This window comes from Rhodovulum kholense (assembly GCF_003053725.1).
Classification (GTDB): domain Bacteria; phylum Pseudomonadota; class Alphaproteobacteria; order Rhodobacterales; family Rhodobacteraceae; genus Rhodovulum; species Rhodovulum kholense.
In genome coordinates this window covers 1-26815 of the sequence record NZ_QAYC01000005.1, presented here as the reverse complement: position 1 = coordinate 26815, position 26815 = coordinate 1, and the positions used below count along the sequence as shown (strand labels likewise).

Sequence of the window (26815 nt, the reverse complement as noted above, 5' to 3'; positions counted from 1 at the left end):
CCTCAGGAGCGGCGGCGCTCGAACAGTGCAGCGGCGATGGCCAGCGCCAGGATCAGGGCGCTCCCCCCGAGGAAGAGCAGAAACGCCGCAAGCGGCGCCGGAAGGGCGGCCAGCGGCGGCATCAGCACCAACCAGATCCCCGGCAACCCGCCCCCCAGCAGTTCGGGCAAAAGCGTCCCCGAGAATACCCCCGCCACCCCGAACGCGGCCCGCGCCGGGACCGGCATCGCCCGCCGCCCGCGCCCCCGCAGCGCCCGGCGCAGGGCGCCGAGCTGCCGCCCCAGATCCTGCTGCATCGCCAGCAGGGACGGCACGACCAGCAGCACCAGCCCGACCCCGAAGCCGAGCCCGTAGACCAGCGTGATGACCGTGGGCTTGAGGAATTGCGCCTGCTGCGAGGTTTCGAACAGCAGCGGCGCGAGCCCCAGAACCGTCGTCAGCGTGGTCAGCAACACCGGCCGCAGCCGGTCGGCGGTCGCATCGACGATGGCGGGCACCAGCCCGCGCCGGTCGGCATATTCGTCAACCGTGCTGACCAGCACGATGGAATCGTTGATGATGATGCCGGTCATGCCGATCAGCCCGACCACGGTGAACATCGACAGCGGCACGTCCCATTGCGCATGGCCCCAGATCGCGCCGACCAGCCCGAAGGGGATGATCGCCATCACCACGACCGGCCGGGTCCAGCTGGAGAAGATCCAGGCGAGCACCAGATAGATCCCGACCAGGCACAGCCCGAAGCCCAGCCGCGCATCGGCAAGAAAGTCCTTTTCCTGTTCCGACAGCCCGCCCAGCCGCCAGGACACGCCCAGATCGCGCTCGATCCCCGGAAGGATCGTCCCTTTCAGCTCGGCCGAGATCTCGGCAGCACGCGCCGGGTCGTCCTCGGACAGATCGCCGGTGACCGTGACCACCCGCAGCCCGTTTTCGCGCCGGACCGAGGAAAAGCCGGTGCGGCGTTCGACCGTGACCAGATCGGCCAGCGGCAGATAGACGCCCTCGGGGCTGCGCACCTGCATCCGGTCGAGAAAATCGGCGGTCAGTTCGGCCTCGGGCAGCTCGACCCGGATCGTGGCCGAGCGCGGACCCTCGGGATAGGTCGCGGCCTCGATCCCGTTGATGCGGTGGCGCAGCACCCGGCCCAGATCCTCGATGGTGAAGCCCAGCGCCGCGCCTTGCGGGGTCAGCTCAAGCACCGCCTCTTCCTTGTCATAAGCGAGGCTGTCCTCCAGCGCCGAGACCTCGCCAAAGCGCGCAAGCTCGGTCTTCAGCCGCTCGGCCGCGGCCTTCAGCACCCGCGCCTCGGCACCGAAGAACTGGACATCGAGCGCGTCGCCCCCCGGCCCGGCCCGCCAGCTGCGAAAGCTGAGGGTTTCGACCTTGGGATGGGGGCGCACCTCGTCCTGCAGCGCGCGCACCAAGTCGAAGGAGGAATAGGGCCGGGCATCGGCGTCGATCAGTTCCAGCGAGATCGCCCCCAGAAGGTCCGCATCCTTGATCTCGGCCCCGGCCAGCCCGCGCCCGGCATTGCCGCCCATCTCGGCCAACGCATAGGTCACGGGGTTGATGCCATGTTCCGCCGCATAGCGGGCGCCGACCGCCTCGGCCGCGCGCTGCAGTTCGGCCATCATCGCGGCGGTATCGGCCCGGTCCGCGCCGGAGAGCATCATGAAGTTGCCGGTGACCGACCGCTCTTCGGGGGCATTGAAGAAGCGCCAGGGCACGTCGCCCCGGATCACCGCCGCCACTTGCAGTGCCAGCAGCAGCAGGCAGCCCGCCATCACCGGATAGCGGCCCCGGATCACCAACCGCATCAGCCGCCGGAACGGGCCTTCGCGGAACCGCCGGAAACCCCGGTTGAACTGGCGCGACGGCCAGTCGTACCAATGCTCTTTCGCCGAATGGGCCAGCGCATGGACCATGTGATTGGGCAGGATCAGGAAGCATTCCAGCAGCGAGGCGGTCAGCACCGCGATCACGGTGAAGGGAATGTCGGCGATCATGTGCCCCATGCGCCCGCCGATCACCACCAGCGCATAGAAGGCGACGATGGTGGTCAGCGTCGCCGAAAAGACCGGCGCGGCCATCCGGCGGGCGGCATTCTCGGCGGCCAGCACCGGCGGCTCGCCCAGATGGCGGGCGCGGAAATCGGCATGTTCGCCCACCACGATGGCATCGTCGACCACGATCCCGAGGGTGATGATCAGCGCGAAAAGCGAGATCATGTTGATCGTCAGCCCGGCCGCGAACATCAGCGCGGCGGTGGCCAGCATCGCGACCGGAATGCCCGCCGCCACCCAGAAGGCGGTGCGCGCGTTCAGGAAGAGAAACAGCAGCCCCAGCACCAGCCCGAGCCCCATCAGCCCGTTGCCAAGCAGGATGTCGAGCCGTCCCGCGATGTAGTCGGCCTGGGTCTGGATCAGATCGATATGCACGCCCGCTGGCAGCGAGGGCGTCATCCCGGCCACGACGGCGCGGACCTTGGCCTCCATCTCGATGGCGTCGCCCCGGTCGGACCGGTCGATCCGCAGCGAAATCGCCGGGTCGGGACCGACGAAATAGGCGCGCTCGCGGTCGGCGCCCTCGACCCGGATCTCGGCCAGATCGCCCACGGTCAGCTTGGACCCGTCCGGGTAGGACCGCAGCACGATGGCGGCGATGCTGGCCGCGCTGCGCTTTTCGACCCCGGTCCGGACCCTAGTATTGCCGCCCGAGACATCGCCCGCGGGCGCGGTCTCGGCCTCGGCGGCCAGCACGGCCGCGATCTCGGCCATGGTGATGTCGTGGCGCATCAACTCGATCGAGGGCACCTCGACCAGCGTCTCGGGCGCAGCGAGCCCACGGATCGTGGCGCGGGTGACGCCTGCGGCGAACAGCCGGTCGACCAGCTCGTCGGCAAGCCGCCCAAGTTGGCCCACCGCGACCGGGCCGGTGATCACCACATCGGTCACCCGGTCGCGCCAGGCGCCGCGCGTGACCTCGGGCTCTTCGGCCTCCTCGGGCAGGTCGGTTTCGGCATCGACCGCGGCCTGCACATCGTTGGTGGCGCGGGCCATGTCCCAGCCCGGTTCGAAATCGAGGGTGATGGTGGCCAAGCCCTCGACCGATTGCGAGGTGGTCTCTTCCACCCCCTCGACCGCGCGGAGTTCCGGTTCCAGCAGTTGCACGATCCCGGCATCGACCTCTTCGGGCCCCGCGCCCTCCCAGATCACCGAGACCGAGACCGTCTCGACGATCACGTCGGGAAAGAACTGCGCCCGCATCCGCGGCGCGGCAAAGAGCCCGGCCACGATCAGCAGCAGCAACAGCAGGTTAGCCGCCGTCCGGTGGCGGGTGAAATAGGACAGAAGCCCGCCCGCGGCGCTTGCGACCCGCCCCGGCACCCGCCTAGCCCCCCATCCGGGTTTCGAGCCGTTCGACCAGTTGCGCGGGCACGCGCGGCTGGTCGAGCTGGACGCGGATCCGGGCGCGCGCCTCTTGGGGCAGGGCCGGGCTGGTCTCGACGAAGGCGATCAGCGCGGCGCGGCGTTCGGGGCTGAGTTCGACCGTCGCCTCCGTCTTGTCCTCCGGTTCGGCGGCGGCGCCGGGACGCAGCGGCAGCACCCTGATCCCCGCCCCTAGAAGCGGCGAACGCTCGGCCACCGCCTCGCGGCCCGCAAGCCCGGGCGCGCGCAGGATCACCCGGTCGCCCTGACGGCGCAGAAGCGTGACCGGCACCGCCTCCAGCCGATCCTCGGCGTCCAGCACCAGAATCTCGTTCGACGCGTCCAGCGCGGTGGCTGGCAGGACCGCGACATCCTCCAGCGCGGGTTCTTCGATCCGGAGCGTCACGAAATCGCCCGGCCGGAAGCCCGGGGCGTCGTCGAGACGGGCATAGACCAGCCGACCCACCTGCCCCTCGGGCACCGCCCCGCTTTCGCGCGACAGCACCCCCCGCGCGGTCAGGTTCGACCCGTAGACATCGAGCGCGACCGTCACCGGCAGCGGCCGCAACGCGCCCTTGTCGTCCAGCAGCCGGCTGAACTCGGCGGTCGAGATCCGCACCCCGGCCTCGAGCGCCGAGACGTCGATCAGGTCGGCTACCCGTTCGTTGGCGGCGACCAGCCCGCCCTCGACCAGGCTGACGTCAATCAGCGTGCCGGAAAAGGCCGCGACAAGTTCGGTATCGGCCAGCGCCCGTTCGGCGTCGCCCAACGCGATCCGCGCGCGGGCAAGCGACGTGGTCGCGGTTTCAAGCCCGATCTCGGCCTGGGCCAGCGCCTGGCGCCGGGACACCACCGCCTGATCGGCGGCGGCGGCCGTCAACTCGGCCTCTTCGACAGCGGCATCGGTGCCGACGCCGCGCCCGCGCAGGTCCTTCTGGCGCCCCAGCGCCTTTTGCCGCAATTCGGCCTGCAGCTCGGTCGCGGCCAGCTCGTCATGGGCCAGATCGAGACGCCGCCTGGCGTCGCGCAGATCGGCCTCGGACTGGGTCAGGTCGGCCCGCGCCAGATCCCGGGCCGAGGTCGCGTCGGCCGGATCGACCCGCAACAGCACCTCGCCCGCCGCGACCCGCCCGCCCTCCTCGAAGGCGGAATGCAGATAGACCACGCGGCCGCTGGCCTCGGCCCGAAGCTCGAGGCTGCGGCGCGAGCGGATCTCGCCGAAGGCGGTCAGCTCGGGCGTCACGGTCTGCGGGCGAATCGGGGTCACGTTGACGGAAAAGACCCGCTCGGCGGCGGGCGGCGCCTTGGGCCGGTCGGCCCGGCGCGCGTCGATGGCAGACCGCAGCGTCGCCGCCGCATAGGCCAGAAGCCCAAGCGTCAGGGCCAGCAGGAACAGCCCCGTGAGGCTGCGGCGGAGGAAACGCATCGAACCGTCCTTTCCCGTCGCATCGGGTCGCAAGGCCGCCTGTCGCAGTGCCCGGCAGAGACGCCCGGGCGGCCGCGACGGGCCACACATTCATTACGGTGAATATACCTATTTCCGTCGGCGATGTTCGTCGAGTCGCGGAAAGATCTCGACGAAATTGCAGGGCGGGTGGCGATAGTCGAGCTGATGCACCAGAATGTCGTCCCAGGCATCCTTGCAGGCACCGGTGCTGCCCGGCAGCGCGAACAGGTAGGTGCCCTGCGCGACGCCCCCGGTGGCCCGGCTTTGCACCGCCGAGGTGCCGATCTTGCCGAAGGAGACGAGGGTGAAGAGCGTCGCAAAGGCCTCGATCTCTTTTTCATAGACATCGCGATGGGCCTCGACGGTGACGTCGCGCCCGGTCAGCCCGGTGCCCCCGGTCGAGATCACCACGTCAATCTCGGGATCGGCGCACCAGGCGCGCAGCTGGTCCGCGATCTCGGCGCGCTCGTCCCTCAGGATCTTGCGGTCGGCCAGGATATGACCCGCCGCCGCGATCCGGTCGGCCAGCGTCTGGCCAGAACGGTCCTCGGCCAGCCCGCGCGTGTCCGACACGGTCAGGACCGCGATCCTGACCGAGACGAACTCTCTGGTCCCGTCGATGCCCCCGTCGATACCTGCCATGCCTACCCCTTTTGCAGAACCGCCAGCCGCACCGCCAGCGCCGTGAAGATCGCCGCCGAAACGACGCCAAGCCCACGCTCGACCGCGCGCGAGCCGCTCAGGACCTGCCGCGCGCGCCCGGCGAAGACCCCGACCGCCCCGTTGACGATGAAGCCCCCCAGCGACAGCACCGCCCCCAGGATCAGGAATTGCGCCAGCACCGCGCCGCGCTCGGCCACCACGAATTGCGGCAGAAAGGCCAGCACGAAGAGGATCACCTTGGGATTGGTGAGGTTCACGGCCAGCGCCTCGCGGAAGGCCCGGCGGGGGGTGACGGCGGGCAGGCCCGGCGCCAGCGCCCCGTGCCGGAGCGCGCCCCAGGCCAGCCAGAGCAGATAGGCGACGCCCGCCCAGCGGATCGCCTCGAACGCGCCCGGGACCGCAGCCACCACCGCGCCGAGCCCGAGCCCGGCCAGCGTCACATGAACGAAACAGCCCAGCGCGATGCCGAGATCGGCCGCCAGCGCCGCGCGCGGGCCGCCGCGCAGCCCCTGCCCCAGACAGAACATCATGTCGGCGCCGGGCGTCAGGTTCAGCGCCAGCGCCGCCGGCACGAAGGCCGCCAGCGTCAGGGGATCGACCGGCCCGATCATCCGCCCCTCAGCCGCGCCTGCAGCATCAGCAGATCGTGCCAGGCATCGCGCTTGGCATGGGGATTGCGCAACAGATAGGCCGGATGGAACATCGGCAGCGCGGGCCGACCCAGCGCCTCGACCCAGTGGCCGCGCAGCCGGGTGATGCCCTTCCGCCCCAGAAGCGCGCCGCAGGAATGGTTGCCCATCAGGACCAGTATGTCGGGATCGGCCAGCTCGACATGGCGTTCGAGGAAGGGCAGCATCATCGCCACCTCCTGCGCCTCGGGGTCGCGATTCTGCGGAGGGCGCCAGGGCAGGACATTGGTGATGTAAAGCGCGCGCTCGGCCGCCGGGTCGGCGCGCCCCAACCCGATATGGAAAAACATCCGGTCGAGAAGCTGCCCGGCGCGGCCGACGAAGGGCTTGCCCTGCAGGTCCTCGTCCCGGCCCGGGGCCTCGCCAATCACCATCACGCGGGCCTTCGGATTGCCGTCGGAAAAGACGAGGTTCCGCGCGCCCTTCTTCAGATCGCACTGCTCGTAGGCGGCCATCGCCGCGGCGAGCCCTTCCAGATCCTGCGCCGCCGCCGCCGCCGCGCGCGCCAGCGCCACCGGATCGACCGCCGCGGGCCGGGCCGCTGGCGCGGCCGCGGCTGCCACGGGCCTGGGCGCCGGGGCGGGCCGGACTTCCTCATAGCGGTTCACCGGGCTCTCGCCGATGGCCTCGGTCGCGCCGAGTTCCACCTGCCAGGCCAGAAGCGCCAGAGCGTCCTGCGGGGTCAATGCGGGTTCCATGGCGCCTAGGCTATGCCGCCGCAGGGGGCTTCGGCAATGCCTCCCTTGCCCGCGCGCCCCCCCGTTTCTATAAGCGGGCCACTCAGGTCGGAGGCCCCATGGAATTTCGCGCGCGTCACCTGCTTGGCATCGAACATCTCAGCCCCTGGGATGTTCGCATCATCCTCGATCTGGCCGAAACCTATGTCGACCTCAGCCGCGGCGCGACCAAGCACGCCGATGTGCTGGCGGGGCTGACCCAGATCAACATGTTCTTCGAGGCCTCGACCCGGACCCAGTCGAGCTTCGAGATCGCGGGCAAGCGGCTTGGCGCCGATGTGATGAACATGGCGATGCAGGCCAGTTCGATCAAAAAGGGCGAGACGCTGATCGACACCGCCCTCACGCTGAACGCGATGCATCCCGATCTGCTGGTGGTGCGCCATCCGCATTCGGGCGCGGTCGACCTGCTGGCGCAGAAAGTCAATTGCGCGGTGCTGAACGCGGGCGACGGGCGGCACGAACACCCGACCCAGGCGCTGCTGGACGGGCTGACGATCCGCCGTGCCAAGGGCCGGCTGCAGCGGCTGACGGTCGCGATCTGCGGCGACATCGCCCATAGCCGGGTGGCGCGCTCGAACATCCTGCTGCTGGGCAAGATGGAAAACCGGGTGCGGCTGATCGGGCCGCCGACGCTGATCCCGTCCGGGGCCGCCGAGATGGGGGTCGAGGTCTATGACGACATGAAAGAGGGCCTCGACGGCGCCGATGTCGTGATGATGCTGCGGCTTCAGAAAGAGCGGATGGATGGCGGCTTCATCCCCTCGGAACGCGAATATTACCACCGCTTCGGGCTTGATGCCGAAAAGCTGGCCTATGCGAAGGACGACGCCATCGTGATGCATCCCGGACCGATGAACCGGGGCGTAGAGATCGACGGGACGCTGGCCGACGACATCAACCGGTCGGTCATCCAGGACCAGGTCGAGATGGGCGTCGCGGTCCGGATGGCCTGCATGGATCTGCTGGCGCGGAACCTGCGCGCGGCCCGCGCCGCCGGGGAGGGCACTTATGTTTGATCCGAAGGCCGAGACGCCGCTGGAAGAGGGCGAGACCGTGCGGCTGCGCTTTCAGGGCGACCGTGCCGCCTATGTCAAGGCGCATGTGGTGATCGCGGTCCTGGCCGGGATCGGCGCGACGGGGCTGCTGGCGCTGACCGGCAACCCCTACCCCTGGGCCGGGATCGTGGCCGCGCTGCTGGCCATCGGGCTGCGCGGCGCCTTCCTGATGGGCGACGAGCTGGGCGCAAGCTGGACCCTGACCGACCGCGCCCTTCTGGGTCCGGGCGGGCGGCGCGTGCGGTTGTCGAGCATCGCCAGGGTCCGGGTGATCGGCGCGGCGACCCAGGTGATCACGCTGAGCGGCGACAAGCATCTGATCAAGTTCCTCGCCGATCCGGCCGGGGTGAAGGCCCGGATCGACGCGGCAAGAACCGCCCCCGGAGGGGCCGAGGCATGAGAACCGTCTTTTCCAACGCCCGCCTGATCGACCCCGAGGCGGGCACCGACGCCCCCGGCTGGATGCTGACGGGCGGCGGCACGATCCTCGATCAGGGACACGACGCGCCGCCCGATTGCGACCGGGTGATCGACTGCAAGGGCGCCTGTCTTGCGCCGGGCATCGTCGATATCGGCGTGAAGATCTGCGAGCCGGGCGAGCGCCACAAGGAAAGCTTCCGCAGCGCGGGGCTTGCCGCAGCCGCGGGCGGCGTGACCACCATGGTCACCCGGCCCGATACTTTGCCCGCCATCGACACGCCCGAGGTGCTGGAATTCGTCACCCGCCGCGCGCGCGAGGCAAGCCCCGTGCGGATCAAGCCGATGGCCGCCCTGACCAAGGGCCGCGAGGGCCGCGAGATGGTCGAGATCGGCTTTCTGCTGGATGCGGGCGCCGTGGCCTTCACCGATGGCGACCATGTAGTCACCGACACCAAGGTGCTGAGCCGGGCGATGACCTATGCCCGGTCGCTGGGCGCGCTGGTGATGGCGCATCCGCAGGACCCGGGGCTGTCGGGCGGCGCCGCCGCGACCTCGGGCAAGTTCGCCTCGCTGCGCGGGCTGCCCTCGGTGCCGGCGCTCGCCGAACGGATGGGGTTCGACCGCGACATGGGCCTCGTCGAGCTGACCGGCGTGCGCTACCACGCCGACCAGATCACCACCGCCCGCGCCCTGCCCGCGCTGGAGCGCGCCAAGGCCAATGGCCGCGACGTGACCGCGGGCGTCTCGATCCATCACCTGACGCTGAACGAGTTCGACGTCGGCGATTACCGCACCTTCTTCAAGGTCAAGCCGCCGCTTCGGGCCGAGACCGACCGCGTGGCGCTGGTCGAGGCCGTGGCCTCGGGACTGATCGACGTGATCTCGTCGATGCACACGCCACAGGACGAGGAATCGAAGCGCCTGCCCTATGAAGAGGCCGCCTCGGGCGCGGTCGGGCTGGAAACCATCCTGCCGGCCGCGATGCGGCTGGTGCATGCGGGCGCGATCTCCCTGCCCCAGCTCTGGCGCGCGCTGGCGCTGAACCCGTCGCGGCGGCTTGGCCTCTCGACCGGACGGCTCGCCAAGGGCGCCCCGGCCGATCTGGTGCTGTTCGATCCCGACGCGCCCTTCGTGCTGGACCGCTTCGCGCTGAAATCGAAATCGAAGAACACGCCCTTCGACGGCGCCCGGATGCAGGGCCGTGTGCTGGGCACCTGGGTCGCAGGGACCCGCGTCTACGACGGAGACTGACCCGATGCCGATGCTCGACACTTCCGTTCTTCTGCTGGCGCTGTTCGGGGTCGGCGGCTACCTGCTGGGGGCGGTGCCCTTCGGCCTCGTCATGGCCCGGCTTTTCGGGCTGGGCGATCTGCGCAAGATCGGATCGGGCAATATCGGCGCGACCAACGTGCTGAGGACCGGCAACAAGCTGGCCGCCTTCCTGACGCTGGTGCTGGATGCGGGCAAGGGCGGGATCGCGGTGCTGATCGCGCGGGCGCTGGCGGGCGAGGATGCGGCCCAGATCGCGGGCGGCGCGGCGTTTCTTGGCCACCTCTTCCCGGTCTATCTGGGCTTCAAGGGCGGCAAAGGGGTCGCGACCTTCCTCGGCACGCTGCTGGCGCTGGCCTGGCCGGTCGGGATCGCGGCCTGCGCCACCTGGGCCGCGGTCGCGGCGGCGCTGCGCTATTCCTCGCTCTCGGCGCTGGCCGCGGCAGCACTGGCGCCGATCTGGGCCATCGTGCTGAACCGGGCCGAGGTCGCTCTGCTGACGGCGGTGCTGGCGGTGCTGATCTTCATCCGCCATCACGCGAACATTCGCCGCCTTCTGGCCGGGACCGAACCGAGGATCGGCCGCAAGACCGGCTGAGGCCCGCGCCCGGGCGCAGGCCTCTCGGTGTCCGGACTTTGGGCTCAGACCTGTTCCAGCTCGATCAGCGTACCGTTGAAGTCCTTGGGATGCAGGAACAGCACGGGCTTGCCATGGGCGCCGATCTTCGGCTCGCCCGAGCCGAGGACCCGCGCGCCCTGCGCCTTCAGCCGGTCGCGCGCGGCCAGGATATCCTCGACCTCGTAGCAGATATGATGGATCCCGCCCGACGGGTTCTTGTCGAGGAAGCCCTGGATCGGGCTCGCCTCGCCCAGCGGGTACAGCAACTCGATCTTGGTGTTGGGCAGTTCGATGAAGACCACGGTCACGCCGTGATCGGGCTCGTTCTGCGGCGCGCCGACCTTGGCCCCCAGGGTATCGGCATATTGCGCCGAGGCGGCCTCGAGATCGGGCACGGCGATGGCGACATGATTGAGACGGCCGATCATCCTTTGTCCTCCTGATGATGTGCGGCCGGTTTATCCGCCCTGCTGCAGCGCGGCGCAAGCCCCTGCCGAACCGGCAAGCCCTTGGCGTGGCAGCGCCGCCGCCATGTCCGGCAGGGCCGAGTTGCACGCGAAGACGCCTTGGGCGGAGGCAAGGTCCGGCCTCGTTCCGGGGCCGAAGACCTTTAGCGGCACGGTTCTGTCTTGACCCCTCTCGCCGGGATGCTAGGGAAACCACAGGTTCGGGCCTGTAGCTCAATGGTCAGAGCAGGGCGCTCATAACGCCTTGGTTGGGGGTTCGAGTCCCTCCGGGCCTACCACCCCAAACTTATCCATCTGATTTTAAACGCGAAATCAGGAGCCCACCCCACAGCGAAACGGGCGTGGGCCACCTTGCCCTTTTACGACGGCGATTCCGGGCAGGGAATGCCGCCACTTCTCAGATGCCCCCGAGCCACGGCCCCCCGTCCCATAGCAGCAGGTTTCCTCCGCAAATGAAGGACCGCGCTATCCATGCGGCCCGTCCCCAAGCCGCCAAGCGGCACCCGAGCGCGAGGGCCGCCTGGCACCTCTCCAATTCCGACCTGCGATTCACTGCGGCCATTCTGTCAGCCTCCTGCCGATTGCGGCCGTTGAGCGCCCAAGCCTCCACCGCCTGCGGAACCACGAAAGCGGCCGTGCATTGCGGTTGCAGCACGCCCTGGAGCCGCCAAGGTCCGGAGGGCGGCCGAAACGGACACCGATCGCCTTGGAGAAACCAATGAAATACCTGATGCTGCTTCCCCCGGCCATCTTCTGCGCAATCGGTCTGATGATGGCGTTGCAGATGGTTCCCCCCAACTCAACGACCGCTTCCCGCACTGGCAGAACCTTGAGCAATGAAGCGGTGTGGTATGCTGTGAATGCGAATGTGGGGTGGAGTTTGGTTCTGTCAGGACTCGTATCCACAGCGGTCATCTGGCGCGTGTTTGCCCTCGACCTCAATCTCTCTGTAAAGTGTTTGGTCGCCACTGTAACGCTGGTCGGCTCCGCTATTCTGGCCGTGATCGTTGGGACCATGAGCTAAGGAACGGGGCTAAGGGCCCGGAGCGGGCCTGCGGCGGCGCAGCATGGCGCCGGAGCCCCTCGGGCCGCCCGCTCGGGCGCTCGCTGCCGATAGCCGACGTTGAGCGCCCTGCGCCTGCCGCCTCCTGAATCAAGAAAGTGGCCATTCATCGTGGGTTGCAGCGCGCCCTGAAGGGGCCAAGGTCCCGCCATCGATACCGTTACGTCATTCGCAAGCCAAATAGATTAAATGGACATATCACACTCTGACGTCCAGCGGATTGGTGATTGCAATGTGGATCATCTGGAAATCCGAGCTTTCAAATTCAATCCCAAGATCCAAGTTAATTTTGTCCTCGGGTATTGTCAGAATCGTCCCCTCGGCAGTTTCGACAAAATTCCGGAGATCAGCCGTTTCTCTTTCCCGCTGCGCTAGTAGCTCTGTCGTGTTGTATCCCGCGCCGGAGCCAGCAACCGCAATGGCGGCAGCGTTTTCATAATCCTCAATTCGAACCGAGCCTCCCGAATGGCGCACGATCAAATCGTTGCCATCCTTTTCAAAACTGAAGTCAGTATCGTCGGTCTGGATCACCAGTTCCGCGCCTTGGGACACACGAACCACATCGTTCCCCGAGCCGGCCCCGACACGCAATCCAACCGTGCCACTTCCAATCGAGATAACATCATCGCCCGCACCCCCGTCTATTGAGATGACCTCTTGAACGGAGACGGAAATGGTGTCATTGCCGGACCCGCCGAGGACATCGGAAGAATAGCTCGTCGTGGCCATTCTCATCCTGTCCTCGAGGTTCTGGGGCCGAATGTATTCAATTCCGCCCAGCATGAGTGATCCACTGACAAGGTTGTGTAGGACCGACATGCCGATGGCCGCATCGACAGCAATCACATCATTGCCGTCTTCTGCATAAATGCCCGAGACGACACCGCCCTGTAGCGAAATGGCGTCTGCGCCTTTACCCGCGTAAACATTTTGGATAGAAGCGGCCTGAATGGCTATGGCATCGTTGCCGCCGCCTGTATAAATACTGGCAGCGCGCCGCGCCTGTATGGCCACGGCATCGTTGCTTTCGCTCGCCGCAACGTACCGTGGATAGCTGGAGCCGTCCGATCTCACAGAGAATTCGTAACCTGCGCCTCGCTCTGTATAGACGCTGTAAACGGAGTCCGCCTTGATCGCGATTGCGTCATGACCACCGCCAGTGGAAATACTCTCGGCTGTGTTGGCCTGAATTGACAGGACGTTGCCGCCGCCTCCAAGGTAGATGGATTCCGCCTTTCCGGTTGTGAAGATGCTGACGGCATTGCTTTCGCCACTGGAAAACAGAAAAATGATCCGCTGCCCCTCCGACAAGGGCCCTGACCCCAGCCTTTGCAGGGCTATGGACATTTTTTCGGCGCGGGCGTTCAGCCGAATGACCTCGCGTTGCGTGGCTTCCCGTCGGCTTTGGTCGGCGGCTGTCCCAGGCCGGGATTCTGACAACTCTGCCACGGCGTCGAGCTTTGATCTTCGCAAACTGCTTTCAGCATTGAAGATAGCGTTGATGTCATAGCGGCTTGTTCCACCTGACTGGTCTACAGTTGCCCCGTCAGATTGCTCGGTGGCCTCCCATGCGGCAGCCTGTGCGCCCGACGATCCGGCCTGAGCGGTCAACAAGGAAAGTGCCATTTGCGTACTAGATGTGTTGTTGGAAATCATCGACATAGCAAAATCCCCCCGGGAAATGGTCAAATCCTCTTCGGCGACAATTTTGGAAAGTCGTGAATTTTTCCTTAACACTGTCGGCCTGAATTATTCGCCTTTTAGGCTTTTCGGCGTTCCTTCACGACATCTGATTGATCGAGGTGGCTGTGAGTCAGCCAAATTCCAAAATCGGGACCTTGCGGAACTATTCCTGGGAGATGAGGCCGCCACGGCACTTGAACCTGCGCGCAGCGTTATAGGACCGGACGGAGCAGGCGACAGTCCGGGGGAGTGTTATCCCTGAAGCAAGCAGAAACCCCCGGCATGGCAGAGAAACTGGTCGCGGCCTTCGCTGTGGAAGCGTTGGGCGGTCAGCGCGGATTGGATGTGATCAGGCCGTTGGAGAGCCCATTCGCTTCACGGATCATTCAGAAACGCATCTGCATGGAATAAGTGGTGTTCTTGTTCCCTGACCGCTCGGCAAAACGCGCGACTTCCGGTCCTATCGCCCCAAGCCTCTGCGGCGCCGCGAAGGTCCGCTCTTCGGATTCTGGGGCGATACACGGCGTCAGTCCCGAACGTCCGATGTCCGCCCTAGGTGTTCAGTCCCGGCATCTGGTGGATCGGGTCAACGATGAATCTGTCCGGCTCTGAAGTCCAGATCTTGCAGATGTATTCGCAAGGCGTGGGGTTGTCCCCTTCGACATCCGGTAGCCGTGAGATGCCATGCCGCTGAAGACACCGATGCAGTGCTGATCGGGTCAGATGCGGGATCGTCGGCTGGAGGGCATAGAGGCAATCATCGAGCGGCAGCAGCGTGTGCCGCCGGAACGCGACAACCATTGCTTCCTCGGCTTCGCCGAGAACGCTGGAGCGCGGCTCTTTCGGCCTTGTCTTGCGACCTTCCACCGTCTCGCGCTTGCGCCACTTGGCCACCGTCTTCGGATTGATCCCGAGCTCCCGGCTCAGCGCCGCGGTCGAAGCTTGTGATCGCTGTATTGCTGCTCTGACGGCGGGCGTGGTCGTGGCGCTGGGCGTCGTCGTCGCCTTCTTGTGAAGAGAGATCAGCATCTCCGCCCTCCATCCCGGACCTCGCGCAGAAGCGATCTTGCCATGAACAGGGAAGACCGCCGCGGGTCTATGTGATCATCCGGGATGGAACACTTAAGGGGTGGGCAGCGGAGCAACGCTGCGCCGCCTGACCGCAGCCTACGCCGGATGCTTGCACTTCATCGGTCTGGATTTCGACCGATATGTGAGCAATCCTTTGCATGTCGCATCGACCGTCGCTCTGCAGTCTGGCCTCCACGAAAGCTCCACGAAACCTCGGCGCTACGTCCACCAAGCGATGCCATTTGGCTGCGGTGTGAAACTGTCGGGGCGTCCTATGACACGCAGCAAGTTCCTCATCCTCTCCGTCCTCAGCCTGGTGGCCGTGGCGGTCGTCTCGGTCCAGTGGGGTCCGCGTTCGGACGCTGCTGCTCCGGAAGATGCCGAAGCCGAAGCCGCGGTGCAACTGACCGTGGCGATGGTCGAGCCCGAGCGGATCGTGCTCGCCTCCGAGTATTCGGGGCGCGTTGCGGCCGGGCGCCGGGTGGAGATCCGTCCTCAGGTCGGTGGCCTGATCCTCGAGCGCCACGTCGAGGAAGGCACGCGGGTCTCGGCCGGTGACGTTCTCTTCCGCATCGATCCAGCGCCCCTGAAGGCGGACCTAGCCGTCGCGGAAGCGGCGCTGGCGCGCGCGCTGACCGCTGAGGCCCATGCCCGGCGCGCCGCCGAACGCTCGGATTCCCTGCTGGCGACGAACACTGTCAGCCTCCAGGCCAACGAGGCCGCGCACAACGAACTTGAGCTCGCGAAGGCCGGCGTTGCTGAAGCGCGCACTGCGGTGGAGCGCAAGCGCCTCGATCTGGATTTCGCGACCCTGCGCACGCCGATCGACGGCTACGTCGCCGCCGGTCTGGCCGAGATCGGCGGGCTGGTTTCGGTCGGCGGGGACACGGCGCTGGCAGTGGTGCAGGATCTAGAGACCGTCAATGTCGATCTGAGACTGCCGGAGGGCGACCTCGACGCGGTCCTGACGGCGGCCGAGGACGGGCTGGGGGCGGTCACGATCCACAAGCACCGCGGCGCCTCCGACCCTTTGACCGGGACGCTGAAATCGTCAGATGTCATCGTCGACCAGGGAACGGGCTATGTCAGCGTCCGCATCGAGGCGGCGAACCCGGGCCTTGCCCTCCTGCCGGGCATGTTCGTCCGCGCGAGCCTCCCCTACGGGGTGATCGAGGACGCCCTTCTCGTGCCCGAGGACGCCGTGCTGCGCACTTCGACGGGAGGCGCGCAGCTTGCCATCGTCTCGGTCGGCGGCGAGGCCGCGCGCCGCGATGTGGAGCTGGGCGCGCGCGTCGGCAATCGCGTCGTGGTCGCCTCGGGCCTCAAGCCCGGAGAGATCGTGGCGATACGCGGCCAGAACCGCGTGCCCGCCGGCGCGAGCGTCACGGCCGAGACGCGCAGCCCCGATGCCACCCCCACCGATACCCAGTCCTGAGAAACGTGCGACATGGCCCAGTTCTTCATCCGACGCCCGGTCTTTGCCTGGGTCATCGCGATTTTCATCGCGCTTGCCGGGATCGTCGCGATCCCGAAACTGCCCGTCGCGCGCTTTCCCGACATCGCGCCGCCGAGCGTCAGCATCTTCACGAGCTATTCAGGCGCCGACGCGGAGACCGTTTCCAACAGCGTGATCCGGCCGATCGAAAAGGAACTCTCGAGCGTCAAGAATGTGCTCTATTACGAATCGACCGTCGATGCGACGGGCGGGGCGAACATCATGCTGACCTTCAAGCCCGGCACCAATGCCGATCTGGCGCAGGTCGAGGTGCAAAACCGTCTCAAGAACGCCGAGGCGCTGCTGCCCGAGCCGGTGCGCCGCTCGGGCGTGAGCGTGGAGGCAGCGGAATCGGGCTTTCTCATGGTGATCACGCTGCGGTCGAAGACCGGGGCCACGGACGAACTCGGCCTCGGCGAGTACCTCAACCGCACGCTTGGCGAAGAGCTCAAGCGCGTGCCCGGTGTCGGACGGGTGCAGTCCTTCGGATCCGACCGCGCGCTTCGGGTCTGGGTCGATCCGGCGAAGCTTGCCGGCTACGAGCTGTCCATGAGCGACGTCACAGCGGCGATCTCGCGCGAGAACGCACAGGCTGCGCCGGGCCGTGTTGGCGACGATCCGACCGTGCCCGGGACCCGCATCTCGACCCCGCTGACCATCGAGGGCAAGCTAACCTCGCCCGAGGCCTTCGCCGCGATCTCCCTGCGCGCCACCCCCGATGGCGGTCGGCTCGTGCTCGGCGATGTCGCGCGGATCGAGATGGGCGCGCAGACCACTGCCTTCAGCGTCAGCAGCAATGGCAAGGCCGCCGCCGCCGCGGCGGTCCAGATGACGCCTGGCGCCAACGCCGTCCGCACCTCCGCCGCCATCGAGGAACGGCTGGAAGAGCTGCGCCTCGCCATGCCGGGCGATATGGAGGTGTCGATCTCCTACAACACCGCGCCCTTCGTGAAGGTGTCGATCTCGAAGGTGATCCACACGCTGATCGAGGCGATGGTGCTGGTCTTCGCGGTGATGCTGCTCTTTCTGCAGAAGATGCGCTACACCCTGATCCCGGGCATCGTCGCGCCGATCGCGCTCCTTGGCACTTTCGCGGCGATGTGGGCGGCCGGCTTTTCGATCAACGTGCTGACCATGTTCGGCATGGTGCTGGCCATCGGCATCATCGTCGACGACGCCATTGTCGTGGTCGAGGCAGTCGAGCGGATCATGGCGCGGCAGGGGCTTTCGCCCAGGGCCGCAACACAGCAGGCGATGCGCGAGATCACCGGGGCCATCGTCGGCACGACGCTCGTCCTCGTCGCGGTCTTCATCCCGATGGGCCTGGCGAGCGGATCGGTCGGGGCGATCTACAAGCAGTTCACGTTGTCGATGGCCGTGTCGATCCTGCTGTCGTCGGTCCTCGCGCTGACCCTCACACCGGCGCTCTGCGCCACGCTCCTGCGCCCGGTGACGGATCATGGCAAGGCAAGCGGGTTCTTCGGCTGGTTCAACCGCAGGTTCGACGCGTTGACGCGGTCCTATACCGGCTGGGTCGGCTGGACCTTGCGCCGCGGCGGACGGATGTTCGTACTCTACATCGCGCTCTGCGCAGTGCTGGCCGTCGCCTACACGCGGCTCCCGACCTCATTCGTTCCCGAAGAGGACCAAGGCAGCTTCATGGCGATGTTCGAGCTTCCGGCGGGCGCCACGGCCGAGCGCACGCGCGACGTGATCGCCGCCTACGAGGCGCATACCGCGACCCGTCGCGACATCGCCGAGAACACCGTGATCCTCGGCTTCGGTTTCTCGGGTTCGGGGCCGAACGCGGCGCAGGCATTCACCAGCCTCAAGGACTGGGATAAGCGCACGAGCAGCGTGGACGAGGAGATTGCCGCCGCCGAAGCCGCGATGGCCGACATACCCGAGGGGATTGCCATGATCATGAAACCGCCCGCCATCGAGTCGCTCGGCACGACCTCGGGCTTCTCCCTGCGTCTGGAAGACCGCGCCAACGCCGGTCCCGAGGCGCTGAAGGCGGCCGAGGAGAGGCTGGTCGCCCTCGCGTCCCGGAGCCCGATGCTCTCGGACGTGATGAGCGAGGGCCTGCCCGACGGCATGGCCATCGCGCTCAAGATCGACCGGGAAAAGGCGCAGACGCTCGGGCTCGGTTTCGATGCGATCACCGACACGATCGGCACCGCCATCGGCTCGACCTACGTCAACGACTTTCCCTACCAGGGGCAGATGCGGCAGGTCATCGTGCAGGCCGAGGCCGAGGCCCGGATGCATGCCGAGGACGTGCTGCGGCTCGAGGTGCGCAGCGATAGCGGCGCCATGGTTCCGCTCTCCGAAGTTGTGACGCCCGTCTGGGAGCCAAGCCCCTCGCAGCTCGAGCGCTACAACGGCTATCCTGCCGCGCGCATCTCGGGCGAGGCGGCAGGCGGCGTGTCGAGCGGCGCCGCCATGGCCGAGATGGAACGTCTGGCCAAGGAACTGCCGCAAGGCTTCGCCGTGGAATGGACCGGGCAGTCGCTGCAGGAAAAGCAATCCGCCAGCCAGGCGCCCATGCTCTTCGCCGCCTCGATGCTGATCGTGTTCCTCGTGCTGGCGGCGCTCTACGAAAGCTGGTCAATCCCCTTCGCGGTGATGCTGGTGGTGCCGCTTGGGGTCCTCGGCGCCGTGACGGCGGTGCTGCTGCGCGGCGCGGACAACGACGTCTTCTTCAAGGTCGGGCTCGTCACCATCATCGGCCTCTCGGCCAAGAACGCGATCCTCGTCGTCGAATACGCCCGTCACCTGCGCGAGGGCGGCATGGGGCTCAACCGCGCCACCATGCAGGCCGCGCGCCTGCGCCTGAGGCCCATCGTCATGACCTCGCTCGCCTTCATCCTCGGCGTCGTCCCCCTCGTGGTGGCCAAGGGCGCGGCGTCCGAGGTCCAGAACGCCATCGGCACGGGCGTCTTCGGCGGTATGCTCTCGGCCACGGTCCTTGCCGTATTCTTTGTGCCGCTCCTCTACGTCGCAGTGAGCCGTATCGTACCCGGCGCTTTGCAGGCCGAACCTGATCCGCAGGGGGCCACCGCATGACCGACGCCCTTATCCTGATCGTCGAGGACGAGCCCGAGATCGCCGAGATCCTCGAAGGCTACTTCGTGCGCGAGGGCTTCCGCGTGATCTGCGCCCGCGACGGCACCACCGGCCTTGCCCATCACCAGACCCTGCGGCCCGACCTCGTCGTGCTCGACATCAAGCTGCCGGGGAAGGACGGCTTCGAGGTACTGGCCGCGATCCGGCGGCGCGGCGAGACGCCGGTCATCATGGCCACGGCTTTGGCCGAGGATCTCGACAAGCTGCAGGCGCTGCGGATCGGGGCCGACGATTACGTGGTCAAGCCGTTCAACCCCCACGAGGTGGTTGCCCGCGCCCGTGCCGTACTGCGCCGCACGATGGGCCAGGCGGGGAAGAGCCTCGTGCGGGTGGGCTCGCTCACGGTCGATCCCGAGGCCCGTCGCGCGATGCTGGAATGCGACCGCGGGGCGGTCTCGCTCGACCTGACGCCGACGGAGTTCCGCATCCTGTCGCACATGGCGCGCGCGCCGGGGCGGGCCTTCAGCCGCGCCGACCTCGTCGATGCCTGCCTTCCCGAGGGCGCCGCGCTTGACCGCACCGTCGACAGCCATGTCAGCAACCTGCGCCGCAAGCTCGCAGCCGCCGGCGCGGGCGACATGCTGACCGGCGTGCGCGGCTTCGGCTACCGTCTGGATGCACCCCATGGCCGCTAACCTCAACGCGCGCATCTCGCGCACCATAGTGGCGCTGACGCTTATCGCGGCGCTGATCGTCTGGCTCGGCCTGATGGCCTACTTCTTCGTGATCTACGAGTGGCTCTATCCCGCAGAGCCCGATGGGTTCGTGGGCTGGCGGACGGCCGACACCGTCATGGTGCTGACCGTGCTCGCTTTCGGCCTGCTGACGGCATCTTGGATCGGGTGGCGCCTTGCGCGGCGGATCACCGAGCCTCTGAAGTCGGTCGGCGGCGCCGCGCGCCGGATCGCCGAGGGCGATTTCTCCGCCCGGGCCGAGGGTCCGCATGGCAGCTTCCGGGAAGCCGCGGACCTGCTCGCCGACTTCAATACCATGGCTGAGCGCCTCGAGCGTGCCGAGGCGGAGCTTGCCTATTCCAACTCGGCCATCGCCCACGAATTGCGCACGCCGCTGACTATCCTGCGCGGCCGGTTGCAGGGTCTCTCTGATGGGGTTTTCGATGCGACGCCCGAGGCCTACGGACGGCTCATCGCGCATGTCGACCATCTCGCGGCGATCGTGGAGGAGCTGCGCACGCTCGCCCTTGGCAATGCCGGTCGGCTGGACCTCACGGGCGTGCGGCTCGACCTGGCCGAAGAGGCCGGTGCGGCCCTGAGCGGCCTCGAGGCGGAACTCGCCGCTTCAGGCATCGAAGTCACCCGTGCGCTCGGTTCGGCTTGGGTCATGGCGGACCGGACCCGACTGCGGCAGGCCTTCGTCGCGGTGCTGGAGAACTGCCGCCGCTACGCCCCCCACAGCCGCGTTCACGTCGAGACCATTGTGGAGGGCGATCACGTCGTCTTCCGCTGCTCCGACACCGGACCAGGATTGGCGGAGGAGGAGCGGGCCCGCGCCTTCGACCGGTTCTGGCGGGCGGACGCCTCGCGCGGGCGCAGCCACGGCGGATCGGGCCTCGGGCTCTCCATCGTGCGGGCCATCGCCCGCGCCCATGGCGGCGAGGCGCGGATCCTGCCACACACCCCCACGGGCCTGACCGTCGAGATCCGGCTTCCAAGCAAAACCCATTCCTGAGGAAAGACCGATGACGTTTGATCCCGACGCCTATGACGCGCTCGCCGCGCGGCATGTGTCGATGCGCCGTGTCCTGAACCTTTTTGCCCCGTACCGGGCGCGGATCGCTGGCGTCATGGCGCTGATGGTGCTCGCCTCGGCCCTCGGACTGGCCGGACCGTTCCTGTTGCGCGCGATCATCGACACCGCCCTCCCCCAGCAGGACCTGCCGCTGCTAGCCTGGCTCGCGGGCGGTATGATCGCGGCGGCGCTGGCCTCGGCCGGAATCGGCGCGCTGCAGGTCGTTCTCAGCACCCGCATCGGCCAGGAGATCCTGCACGATCTTCGCGTGCGCCTCTACGCGCACCTGCAAACGCTGTCGCTTCGGTTCTTCACCGACACCCGCACCGGCGAGGTGCAATCGCGGATCGCCGGAGACATCGCCGGGCTGCAGGCACTGGTGACCGACACCGCGAACGAACTTGGCCGCTCGCTGAGCGCGGTGGCGATGACGGCGGTGGCCATTGTCATCCTCGACTGGCGGCTGGCGCTTTTCGTTCTCGTCGTCGTGCCGCTGACCGTGCTGATCAGCGCCCGGGTCGCCCGGCTGCGCGAGGCGCTGACCTACAGGCAGCAGGCGCGGGCCGCCGACATGTCGGCGGCGGTGGAGGAGACGCTGTCCGCCCCCGGCATCATTCTCTCCCGCACCATGGGGCGAGGCCCGTGGCTCACCCAGCGCTTCGCGCGCCTCTCGCGCGATCTGTCGCGGGTCGAGGTCGGCGCGCACACCGCAGGCGAATGGCAATGGTCGCTGATCGGCTTCGCGCTCGCAACCCTGCCCGCGCTGACGCTTCTGGCGGGGGGCCTGCTGATGCAGTCCGCCAACCCGGCCAGCATCGGCACGCTGGTCGCCATGATCGCGCTTCAGGAACAGCTTCTCTGGCCCTTCGAGCAACTGCTCGAGATCGGACGCGAGACGCGCAAGACCCGCGCGCTCTTCGCCCGCGTCTTCGAGTATCTCGACAAGCCCGTCGAGATCACAGAGCGCGCCGATCCCGTCACCATCCCCCGCTCCGAGATGCGCGGCGAGGTGCAGCTCGACCACGTCCGCTTCGCCTATGCCGAGGGAGACGGCCCCGCCGTGGAGGACGTGAGCCTCACTGTCGCGGCCGGAAGCCATGTGGCCATCGTCGGCCCGACGGGCTCGGGCAAGACGACGCTCGGCTACCTGCTGGCGCGTCTCTTCGATGTGGACGGCGGCGCGATCAGCTTCGACGGGGTGGACCTGCGGGATCTGAGCTTCGAGACGCTCTCGCAGATGCTGGGCGTCGTCTCCCAGGAGCCCTACCTGCTGCACGCCTCGGTCGCCGACAACCTGCGCTTCGCCCGGCCCGACGCCACCGAGGCAGAGCTGATCGCGGCCGCCAGGGTGGCGCAGATCCACGACCACATCGCGGCGCTGCCCGCGGGCTACGACACCCTTGTCGGCGAAGGCGGCTTCCGGTTCTCCGGCGGCGAGAAGCAGCGCTTGGCCCTGGCCCGCACCATCCTGCGCGACCCGCCGATCCTGCTGCTGGACGAGGCGACCAGCGCGCTCGATACAAAAACAGAGCGGGCGATGTCAGACGCGCTCGGCGCGATGTCGGAGGGCCGGACGACGATCACCATCGCGCACCGCCTCTCGACTGTCCGCGAGGCCGACCTGATCGTGGTCATGCAGCGCGGACGCGTGGTGGAGTCCGGCACCCACGCCGCGCTTGAGGCACAAGGCGGCGTCTATGCCGGGCTTCTGGCAGGCACATGAGGCCGCGCGGGAAGCCGGGGAAAAAGCAGCGCGGGAATATCTGGAGACACCGGATGACGCCGCTTTCGGAGCGGCATCACCGGTCCAGCCGAAGTTCGTCGCCAAGTCGGACCCAGCGGCACAATGGACCCGCGCCGAGGAAAGCCGCCTTTATTTTGCCTATGCCACCAATTACCTGATCGACACCAAGAGCTCGGTGATCATGGATGTCGAGGCGACAAGGGCGATCCGCCACGCCGAGGTCGGGGCCTCGCGCACCATGCTCGACAGGACGGAAAAGCGGTTTGGGATCCGGCCGGATTGGCTGGCCGCCGACACGGCCTATGGCAATGCCGAGAACCTGGGATGGGCCAGGAGGAGATCAAGTTCACGGCCTTCAGCCGAACCGCTCTCAAAGGCTGCCCGCAATGCCTGCAAGACGCTTCAAACGAAAGCGATGCAGGGCATTTCGGGCTGTGGCAGCTGCCTTCAATCCGCACCTGCGGCTTGCACGGCTGTTACCTCGTGCCGTTGCCCACGTCGTCTGGGACACGAGAGCGGTTTGATGTCACCAGACTGACCTCTGGCTTTTCGCTCCCGGAAGGCGTTGTTTCAGAACGTCGGCCTGAGGTGTGAGTGGCCCTTTCCCGTCGGTGCTCAGGCCACGCGGACGACGTCGGCGATGCCGAGCGCGTTGAAGCGATTGATAAGGGCGGCCCGGATGTGGATTTCGGCGGTTTGGCGATCGGGATCCCGCGCGGCGATGCGCTCACCGAAAGCCGTCAGGCATCGCATCTTGGCTTCCACGCGGCTGCGAGTGTGATATCCGGTCCACCGCTTCCGGAATGCCCGACCGTAATAACGCGTGGCGCGCAGAGTTTCGTTGCGCGCCTTTGCAGCCGGGCAGTCCTCTTTCCAAGCCCGACCGTTCCTGCGGATCGGTATGATTGCCGTGCCGCCGCGCGCGATGACGGCGCTGTGGCAGCGGCGGGTATCGCAGGCACCATCTGCGGTCACGGGGCCAATGTCCTCGCCTCAGGGATCTGGCCAAGCAGGTCCGGCAGGACGGGGCTGTCACCTTCCCGGCTCGGGGTGAACTCAACCGCGCGGATGTCAGATGTGGCAGTGTCCATCGCCAGATGCACCTTGCGCCATTGGCGACGACCCTGAACGCCCTGCTTGCGGGCCTGCCATTCGCCGTCGCCAAGAAACGTGATGCCATTCGGCATTGTCCTCGGACCAATGGCGGTCAATGCCTCATTGTCCACCAGCAGGTTCAGTGGCCCGCCAGCACGGCGATAGGGGGTCTGAACCTTCAGGGTCTTCTGCCTGCGGCATAGGGTCGAGTAGTCCGGAACAGGCCAATCCAGCCCAGCAAGGCGCAGGAGGCTCGCGACCATCCCGGCTGTCTGTCTGAGCGGCAGCCTGAACAGCACCTTGATCGACAGGCAGAACTGGATCGCGGCATTCGAAAATACCGGCGGGCGCCCCGGGCGTCCCTCATGCGGCGCGTGCCAGGTCATCTCCTTGTCCAGCCAGATCAGCAGTGACCCGCGCTTCCTGAGCGCATCGTTGTAGGCGGACCAGTTCGTCGTGCGGTAGCGGGCGGGCTTGGGCTTGCTCATGCCGCTCGTCTAACCGCATGGATTCCCGATGTGAATCCTTCACCGGCCAAGTTCTGCAACAACACCCTTAGGCGGACAAACCGCGCAGCTCCCTCCGGCCTCCTACTACCTGAAGCTGACGGCCCTCTCCGGGCATTCACGAGGCTGGCCTGCGCTGCGCCGCAGCTTCCCCAAACTGGCCTTTCGTAGCATCTTGGGCGAATGAAACGGCGGACGATATACGGGAAGGCTGGAATGTCCTGCAAAACAGGGCAGCGAAAGCGGTTCCCAAAGGATGGTTCTGATGTCGGTGCTGCGTAGTCTCTGGTCGGTGCGCCTGGTACTGGGATCTGCACCGGAATGCTGGGACGGAAAACTGCGCAGCGCGGCTCTTCTGGGCGCGGTCCTGTTCGGGGTTTTCTACTTTGCCGCGCTGCTTCAGCTCAACGACCCGCTCGACCTGTTCCGGCCCGAGGCCGTTTCCTGGCGCGCCTGGGTCAGTTGGGCCGCGATCTGTCTGCCCGCTACGATTTTCCTTTCCAGCTGGCTGCTTGTCGTCTTGCGTCGCGCTGTCGGCTACATCGTCTTTTCCGCCTCGATGATCTATCTCGGCCCCATGATAACCGCAGTCGCGATTTCGCTGGTGGCCTTCGAGACGATGCGGGTGGCACTGGGAACGGCGGCCTTGATCTGCATCTCGCTGGCCGCCCTTTCGCTTGCGGTCAGGAATGCCAGACATGATCGCATGGTGGTCCTGGCGCAGGAACGAATAGGAACCGCGGAAGGTGTGCCGTATTTGCGGCCGGTCTCTTTGGCCGCCGAACCGGTCGACCTGCTGCCGCCGCCCAATCTTGCCGTGACCTTTCTGGAATACGGCATGGTCGTCCTGATTCTGGTCTTCGGCCCCGGCTTCTGGATCGCCGCGATCACCGACGACCTGTCCGAGCGAGGGCTGGCCTCGTCGCTGATCTGGTTTGCTATGGTCGCGCTCTTCCTTGCCTCGCGGCGATCAGTTGCGCGCACCCTGCTGTTGGCCAGGGCAATGGCGCTTTACACGCCTGCGGCCGGCAGGCCTGCTGCCGGTTGCCTGGACACGAGGATAAGATCGTGACCACGGCACCGGAGGCAGCAGATGAAGAGCCGGACCTTCGCAAGATCGAGGTCGTGCGGCTGGTGCAGGCTTGCGGCTAGGCTGCGCTTCGCTGCCGTTCGTTCAGGACGCAGCGAAGGTCGGCTCTCCTTCCCAGAATTCCGAATCTCAGGCCCGCGCGCTCTGTGGTGTGGTGAAGGTCCAGTTCGGGGAAGCTCGGCCGATGCCGCAGAACGGCCCCGAACGTCCGCTCCCCGCCCAGACTTCCGAGATCCGGCCGACTCGGCGTCGAAGCGCGGTGAAGGTCCGCTTTGGGGAAGCCCGACCGATGCCTCGGAACGGGGCCGAACGGCCGCTCCACGCCCCTAGCGACGGCGATGAACTGATTGACGCGCTCGGCCGAGGCTGTGTGAAAACGCCAATTTCGAGAATCTGGCGGGAACAGTTTTCTCAGCGGCCTGTGTGGCGGCCGGAGCCAGAACGAAATACTTCCGTTGTTCCTTTGGGAAAACCTCGTTTCGGCATCGACGATGCCTGTCCGAGTTTTCACACAGCCTCGACCCACACAGGTCATTCATGCCAGGCGCAGCGGATGAGCGGTGTCATTCCAATCGGTGTTTCGGGAAGCCCGAAGGCCGTAGGTCCGAAACTCTCGCTGATCACTGCGGTTGCGCAGTCCATCATCAAAGCGCCTGATCATGACACAGGCTGCAAAGCAGCGTTAAACTACATGGCAGGGCGCCGGGGCGTTGTTGCGCAAATCCAGGGGATTCATCTCGTGAATCCAGCATGCTAGCCGGGCAGCATGAGCAGACCTCCGAAGCCGACCTGCAAGACGATCAACTGGCAAGCGTATAACCAGGCGCTGAGGCAGCGCGGCTCGCTGGCCGTCTGGTTCGATCCCGAGATGCAGTGGGACGCGGTCCCTTCCGGACGGCGCGGCCGCCAGCAGGCCCACAGCGACGTCGCGATCCAGGCCTGCCTGACCCTCAAGGTCCTCCTCGGGCTGCCGCTTCGGCAGGCGACCGGTTTCGTGGCGAGCTTGCTGGAACTGTCCGGGCTTGGCTGGTCGGTGCCGGACTTCAGCACCCTGTCGCGCCGCCAGAAGACCCTGGACGTGACCATCCCGTATCGCGGATCCAAGGGGCCGCTGCACCTGCTCGTGGATAGCACCGGCATCAAGGTGGAAGGCGAAGGCGAGTGGCTCAGACGCAAACACGGCGCCTCGAAGCGCCGTGTCTGGCGCAAGATCCACATCGGCATAGACGAGGAAACGCTGGAGATCCGGGCCGTCGAGGTCACCTCCGGCAATGCAGGCGACGCGCCGATGCTGCCTGAGCTCCTGAAGCAGAACGGCCTAGATCAGCAAATCGCCACGGTCACTGCCGACGGCGCCTACGACACGCGCGCCTGCCACGACGCCATCGCCGAC

19 protein-coding genes, 1 tRNA gene and 3 pseudogenes are annotated in these 26815 nt (G+C 66.9%); 14 read left to right on the top strand and 9 right to left on the bottom strand.

The features are described 5' to 3' along the window. Positions 1-2 precede the first annotated feature (2 nt). The 5 genes from C8N38_RS08195 to C8N38_RS08175 all read right to left on the bottom strand — a co-directional run bounded on the left by C8N38_RS08195 (position 3) and on the right by C8N38_RS08175 (position 6925). Positions 3-3386: an efflux RND transporter permease subunit gene (locus C8N38_RS08195; RefSeq protein ID WP_108026004.1), complete on the bottom strand. Its 3384-nt coding sequence runs from the start codon at positions 3384-3386 to the stop codon at positions 3-5. Between the two features lie 4 nt (positions 3387-3390). Beyond that, a complete protein-coding gene (locus C8N38_RS08190; RefSeq protein WP_108026002.1) occupies positions 3391-4854 on the bottom strand; it encodes an efflux RND transporter periplasmic adaptor subunit in 1464 nt (487 codons plus the stop codon). A gap of 108 nt (positions 4855-4962) precedes the next feature. After that, the gene (gene moaB, locus C8N38_RS08185) at positions 4963-5517 is read right to left on the bottom strand and encodes a molybdenum cofactor biosynthesis protein B (RefSeq protein ID WP_108026000.1); all 555 of its coding nucleotides are present in this window, start codon (positions 5515-5517) and stop codon (positions 4963-4965) included. A gap of 2 nt (positions 5518-5519) precedes the next feature. Continuing rightward, the gene (locus C8N38_RS08180; protein ID WP_108025998.1) at positions 5520-6149 is read right to left on the bottom strand and encodes a LysE family translocator; all 630 of its coding nucleotides are present in this window, start codon (positions 6147-6149) and stop codon (positions 5520-5522) included. Continuing rightward, positions 6146-6925 carry a uracil-DNA glycosylase gene (locus C8N38_RS08175; RefSeq protein WP_108025996.1) on the bottom strand — a complete coding sequence of 260 codons (780 nt, stop codon included), beginning with the start codon at positions 6923-6925 and terminating at the stop codon, positions 6146-6148. Before C8N38_RS08175 ends, C8N38_RS08180 begins: the two co-directional genes overlap by 4 nt. Before the next feature lie 98 nt (positions 6926-7023). Between C8N38_RS08175 and C8N38_RS08170 the strand changes: the two genes are divergently transcribed. From C8N38_RS08170 to plsY, 4 genes are read left to right on the top strand one after another with little or no spacing between them, the layout of a single operon-like run. Next, positions 7024-7983: an aspartate carbamoyltransferase catalytic subunit gene (locus C8N38_RS08170; protein ID WP_108025994.1), complete on the top strand. Its 960-nt coding sequence runs from the start codon at positions 7024-7026 to the stop codon at positions 7981-7983. Then, a complete protein-coding gene (locus C8N38_RS08165; RefSeq protein ID WP_108025992.1) occupies positions 7976-8422 on the top strand; it encodes a hypothetical protein in 447 nt (148 codons plus the stop codon). The genes C8N38_RS08170 and C8N38_RS08165 overlap by 8 nt, the downstream gene beginning before the upstream one ends. Beyond that, positions 8419-9693, top strand: coding sequence for a dihydroorotase (pyrC, locus tag C8N38_RS08160; RefSeq protein ID WP_108025990.1), 1275 nt, complete (start codon positions 8419-8421; stop codon positions 9691-9693). Before C8N38_RS08165 ends, pyrC begins: the two co-directional genes overlap by 4 nt. A 4-nt stretch (positions 9694-9697) precedes the next feature. Then, positions 9698-10309 (top strand): glycerol-3-phosphate 1-O-acyltransferase PlsY, encoded by a 612-nt coding sequence (gene plsY, locus C8N38_RS08155; RefSeq protein ID WP_108025988.1) that lies wholly within the window; start codon positions 9698-9700, stop codon positions 10307-10309. Between the two features lie 44 nt (positions 10310-10353). Here the strand turns inward: plsY and mce are convergent, their stop codons facing one another. Then, a complete protein-coding gene (gene mce / locus C8N38_RS08150) occupies positions 10354-10758 on the bottom strand; it encodes a methylmalonyl-CoA epimerase (RefSeq protein ID WP_108025986.1) in 405 nt (134 codons plus the stop codon). Between the two features lie 241 nt (positions 10759-10999). Between mce and C8N38_RS08145 the strand changes: the two genes are divergently transcribed. Together C8N38_RS08145 and C8N38_RS08140 are read left to right on the top strand one after the other, a co-directional pair. After that, positions 11000-11075, top strand: a tRNA-Ile gene (locus C8N38_RS08145). A 440-nt stretch (positions 11076-11515) separates the two neighbouring features. Next, a complete protein-coding gene (locus tag C8N38_RS08140; RefSeq protein ID WP_108025984.1) occupies positions 11516-11821 on the top strand; it encodes an SdpI family protein in 306 nt (101 codons plus the stop codon). 237 nt (positions 11822-12058) lie between these two features. Here the strand turns inward: C8N38_RS08140 and C8N38_RS08135 are convergent, their stop codons facing one another. Then, positions 12059-13522, bottom strand: a complete 1464-nt coding sequence (locus tag C8N38_RS08135) for a calcium-binding protein (protein WP_146176246.1) — start codon at positions 13520-13522, stop codon at positions 12059-12061. A 666-nt stretch (positions 13523-14188) separates the two neighbouring features. Beyond that, a pseudogene (locus C8N38_RS08130) lies at positions 14189-14572 on the bottom strand (transposase family protein); the annotation flags it as partial. Between the two features lie 316 nt (positions 14573-14888). Here C8N38_RS08130 and C8N38_RS08125 point away from each other — a divergent pair. The 6 genes and pseudogenes from C8N38_RS08125 to C8N38_RS08100 all read left to right on the top strand — a co-directional run. Beyond that, on the top strand, positions 14889-16049 hold the full coding sequence (locus C8N38_RS08125; RefSeq protein WP_108025979.1) for an efflux RND transporter periplasmic adaptor subunit: 1161 nt from the start codon (positions 14889-14891) through the stop codon (positions 16047-16049). Between the two features lie 12 nt (positions 16050-16061). Further along, positions 16062-19178: a multidrug efflux RND transporter permease subunit gene (locus C8N38_RS08120; protein ID WP_108025977.1), complete on the top strand. Its 3117-nt coding sequence runs from the start codon at positions 16062-16064 to the stop codon at positions 19176-19178. Next, on the top strand, positions 19175-19873 hold the full coding sequence (locus C8N38_RS08115; RefSeq protein WP_108025975.1) for a response regulator: 699 nt from the start codon (positions 19175-19177) through the stop codon (positions 19871-19873). Before C8N38_RS08120 ends, C8N38_RS08115 begins: the two co-directional genes overlap by 4 nt. Beyond that, positions 19863-20927: an ATP-binding protein gene (locus C8N38_RS08110; RefSeq protein WP_108025973.1), complete on the top strand. Its 1065-nt coding sequence runs from the start codon at positions 19863-19865 to the stop codon at positions 20925-20927. Before C8N38_RS08115 ends, C8N38_RS08110 begins: the two co-directional genes overlap by 11 nt. Positions 20928-20937: 10 nt before the next feature. Continuing rightward, on the top strand, positions 20938-22710 hold the full coding sequence (locus tag C8N38_RS08105) for an ABC transporter ATP-binding protein (RefSeq protein WP_108025971.1): 1773 nt from the start codon (positions 20938-20940) through the stop codon (positions 22708-22710). Beyond that, a pseudogene (locus C8N38_RS08100) lies at positions 22709-23116 on the top strand (IS5/IS1182 family transposase); the annotation flags it as partial. The gene C8N38_RS08105 and the pseudogene C8N38_RS08100, both read left to right, overlap by 2 nt. Before the next feature lie 230 nt (positions 23117-23346). Here C8N38_RS08100 and C8N38_RS08095 read toward each other — a convergent pair. After that, a pseudogene (locus tag C8N38_RS08095) lies at positions 23347-24314 on the bottom strand (IS5 family transposase). A 283-nt stretch (positions 24315-24597) separates the two neighbouring features. Here C8N38_RS08095 and C8N38_RS08090 point away from each other — a divergent pair. Next, a complete protein-coding gene (locus tag C8N38_RS08090; RefSeq protein ID WP_108025968.1) occupies positions 24598-25404 on the top strand; it encodes a hypothetical protein in 807 nt (268 codons plus the stop codon). Positions 25405-26188: 784 nt separating this feature from the next. Further along, a partial coding sequence (locus tag C8N38_RS08085) for an IS5 family transposase (protein ID WP_108025966.1) occupies positions 26189-26815 on the top strand: 627 nt, incomplete at its 3' end.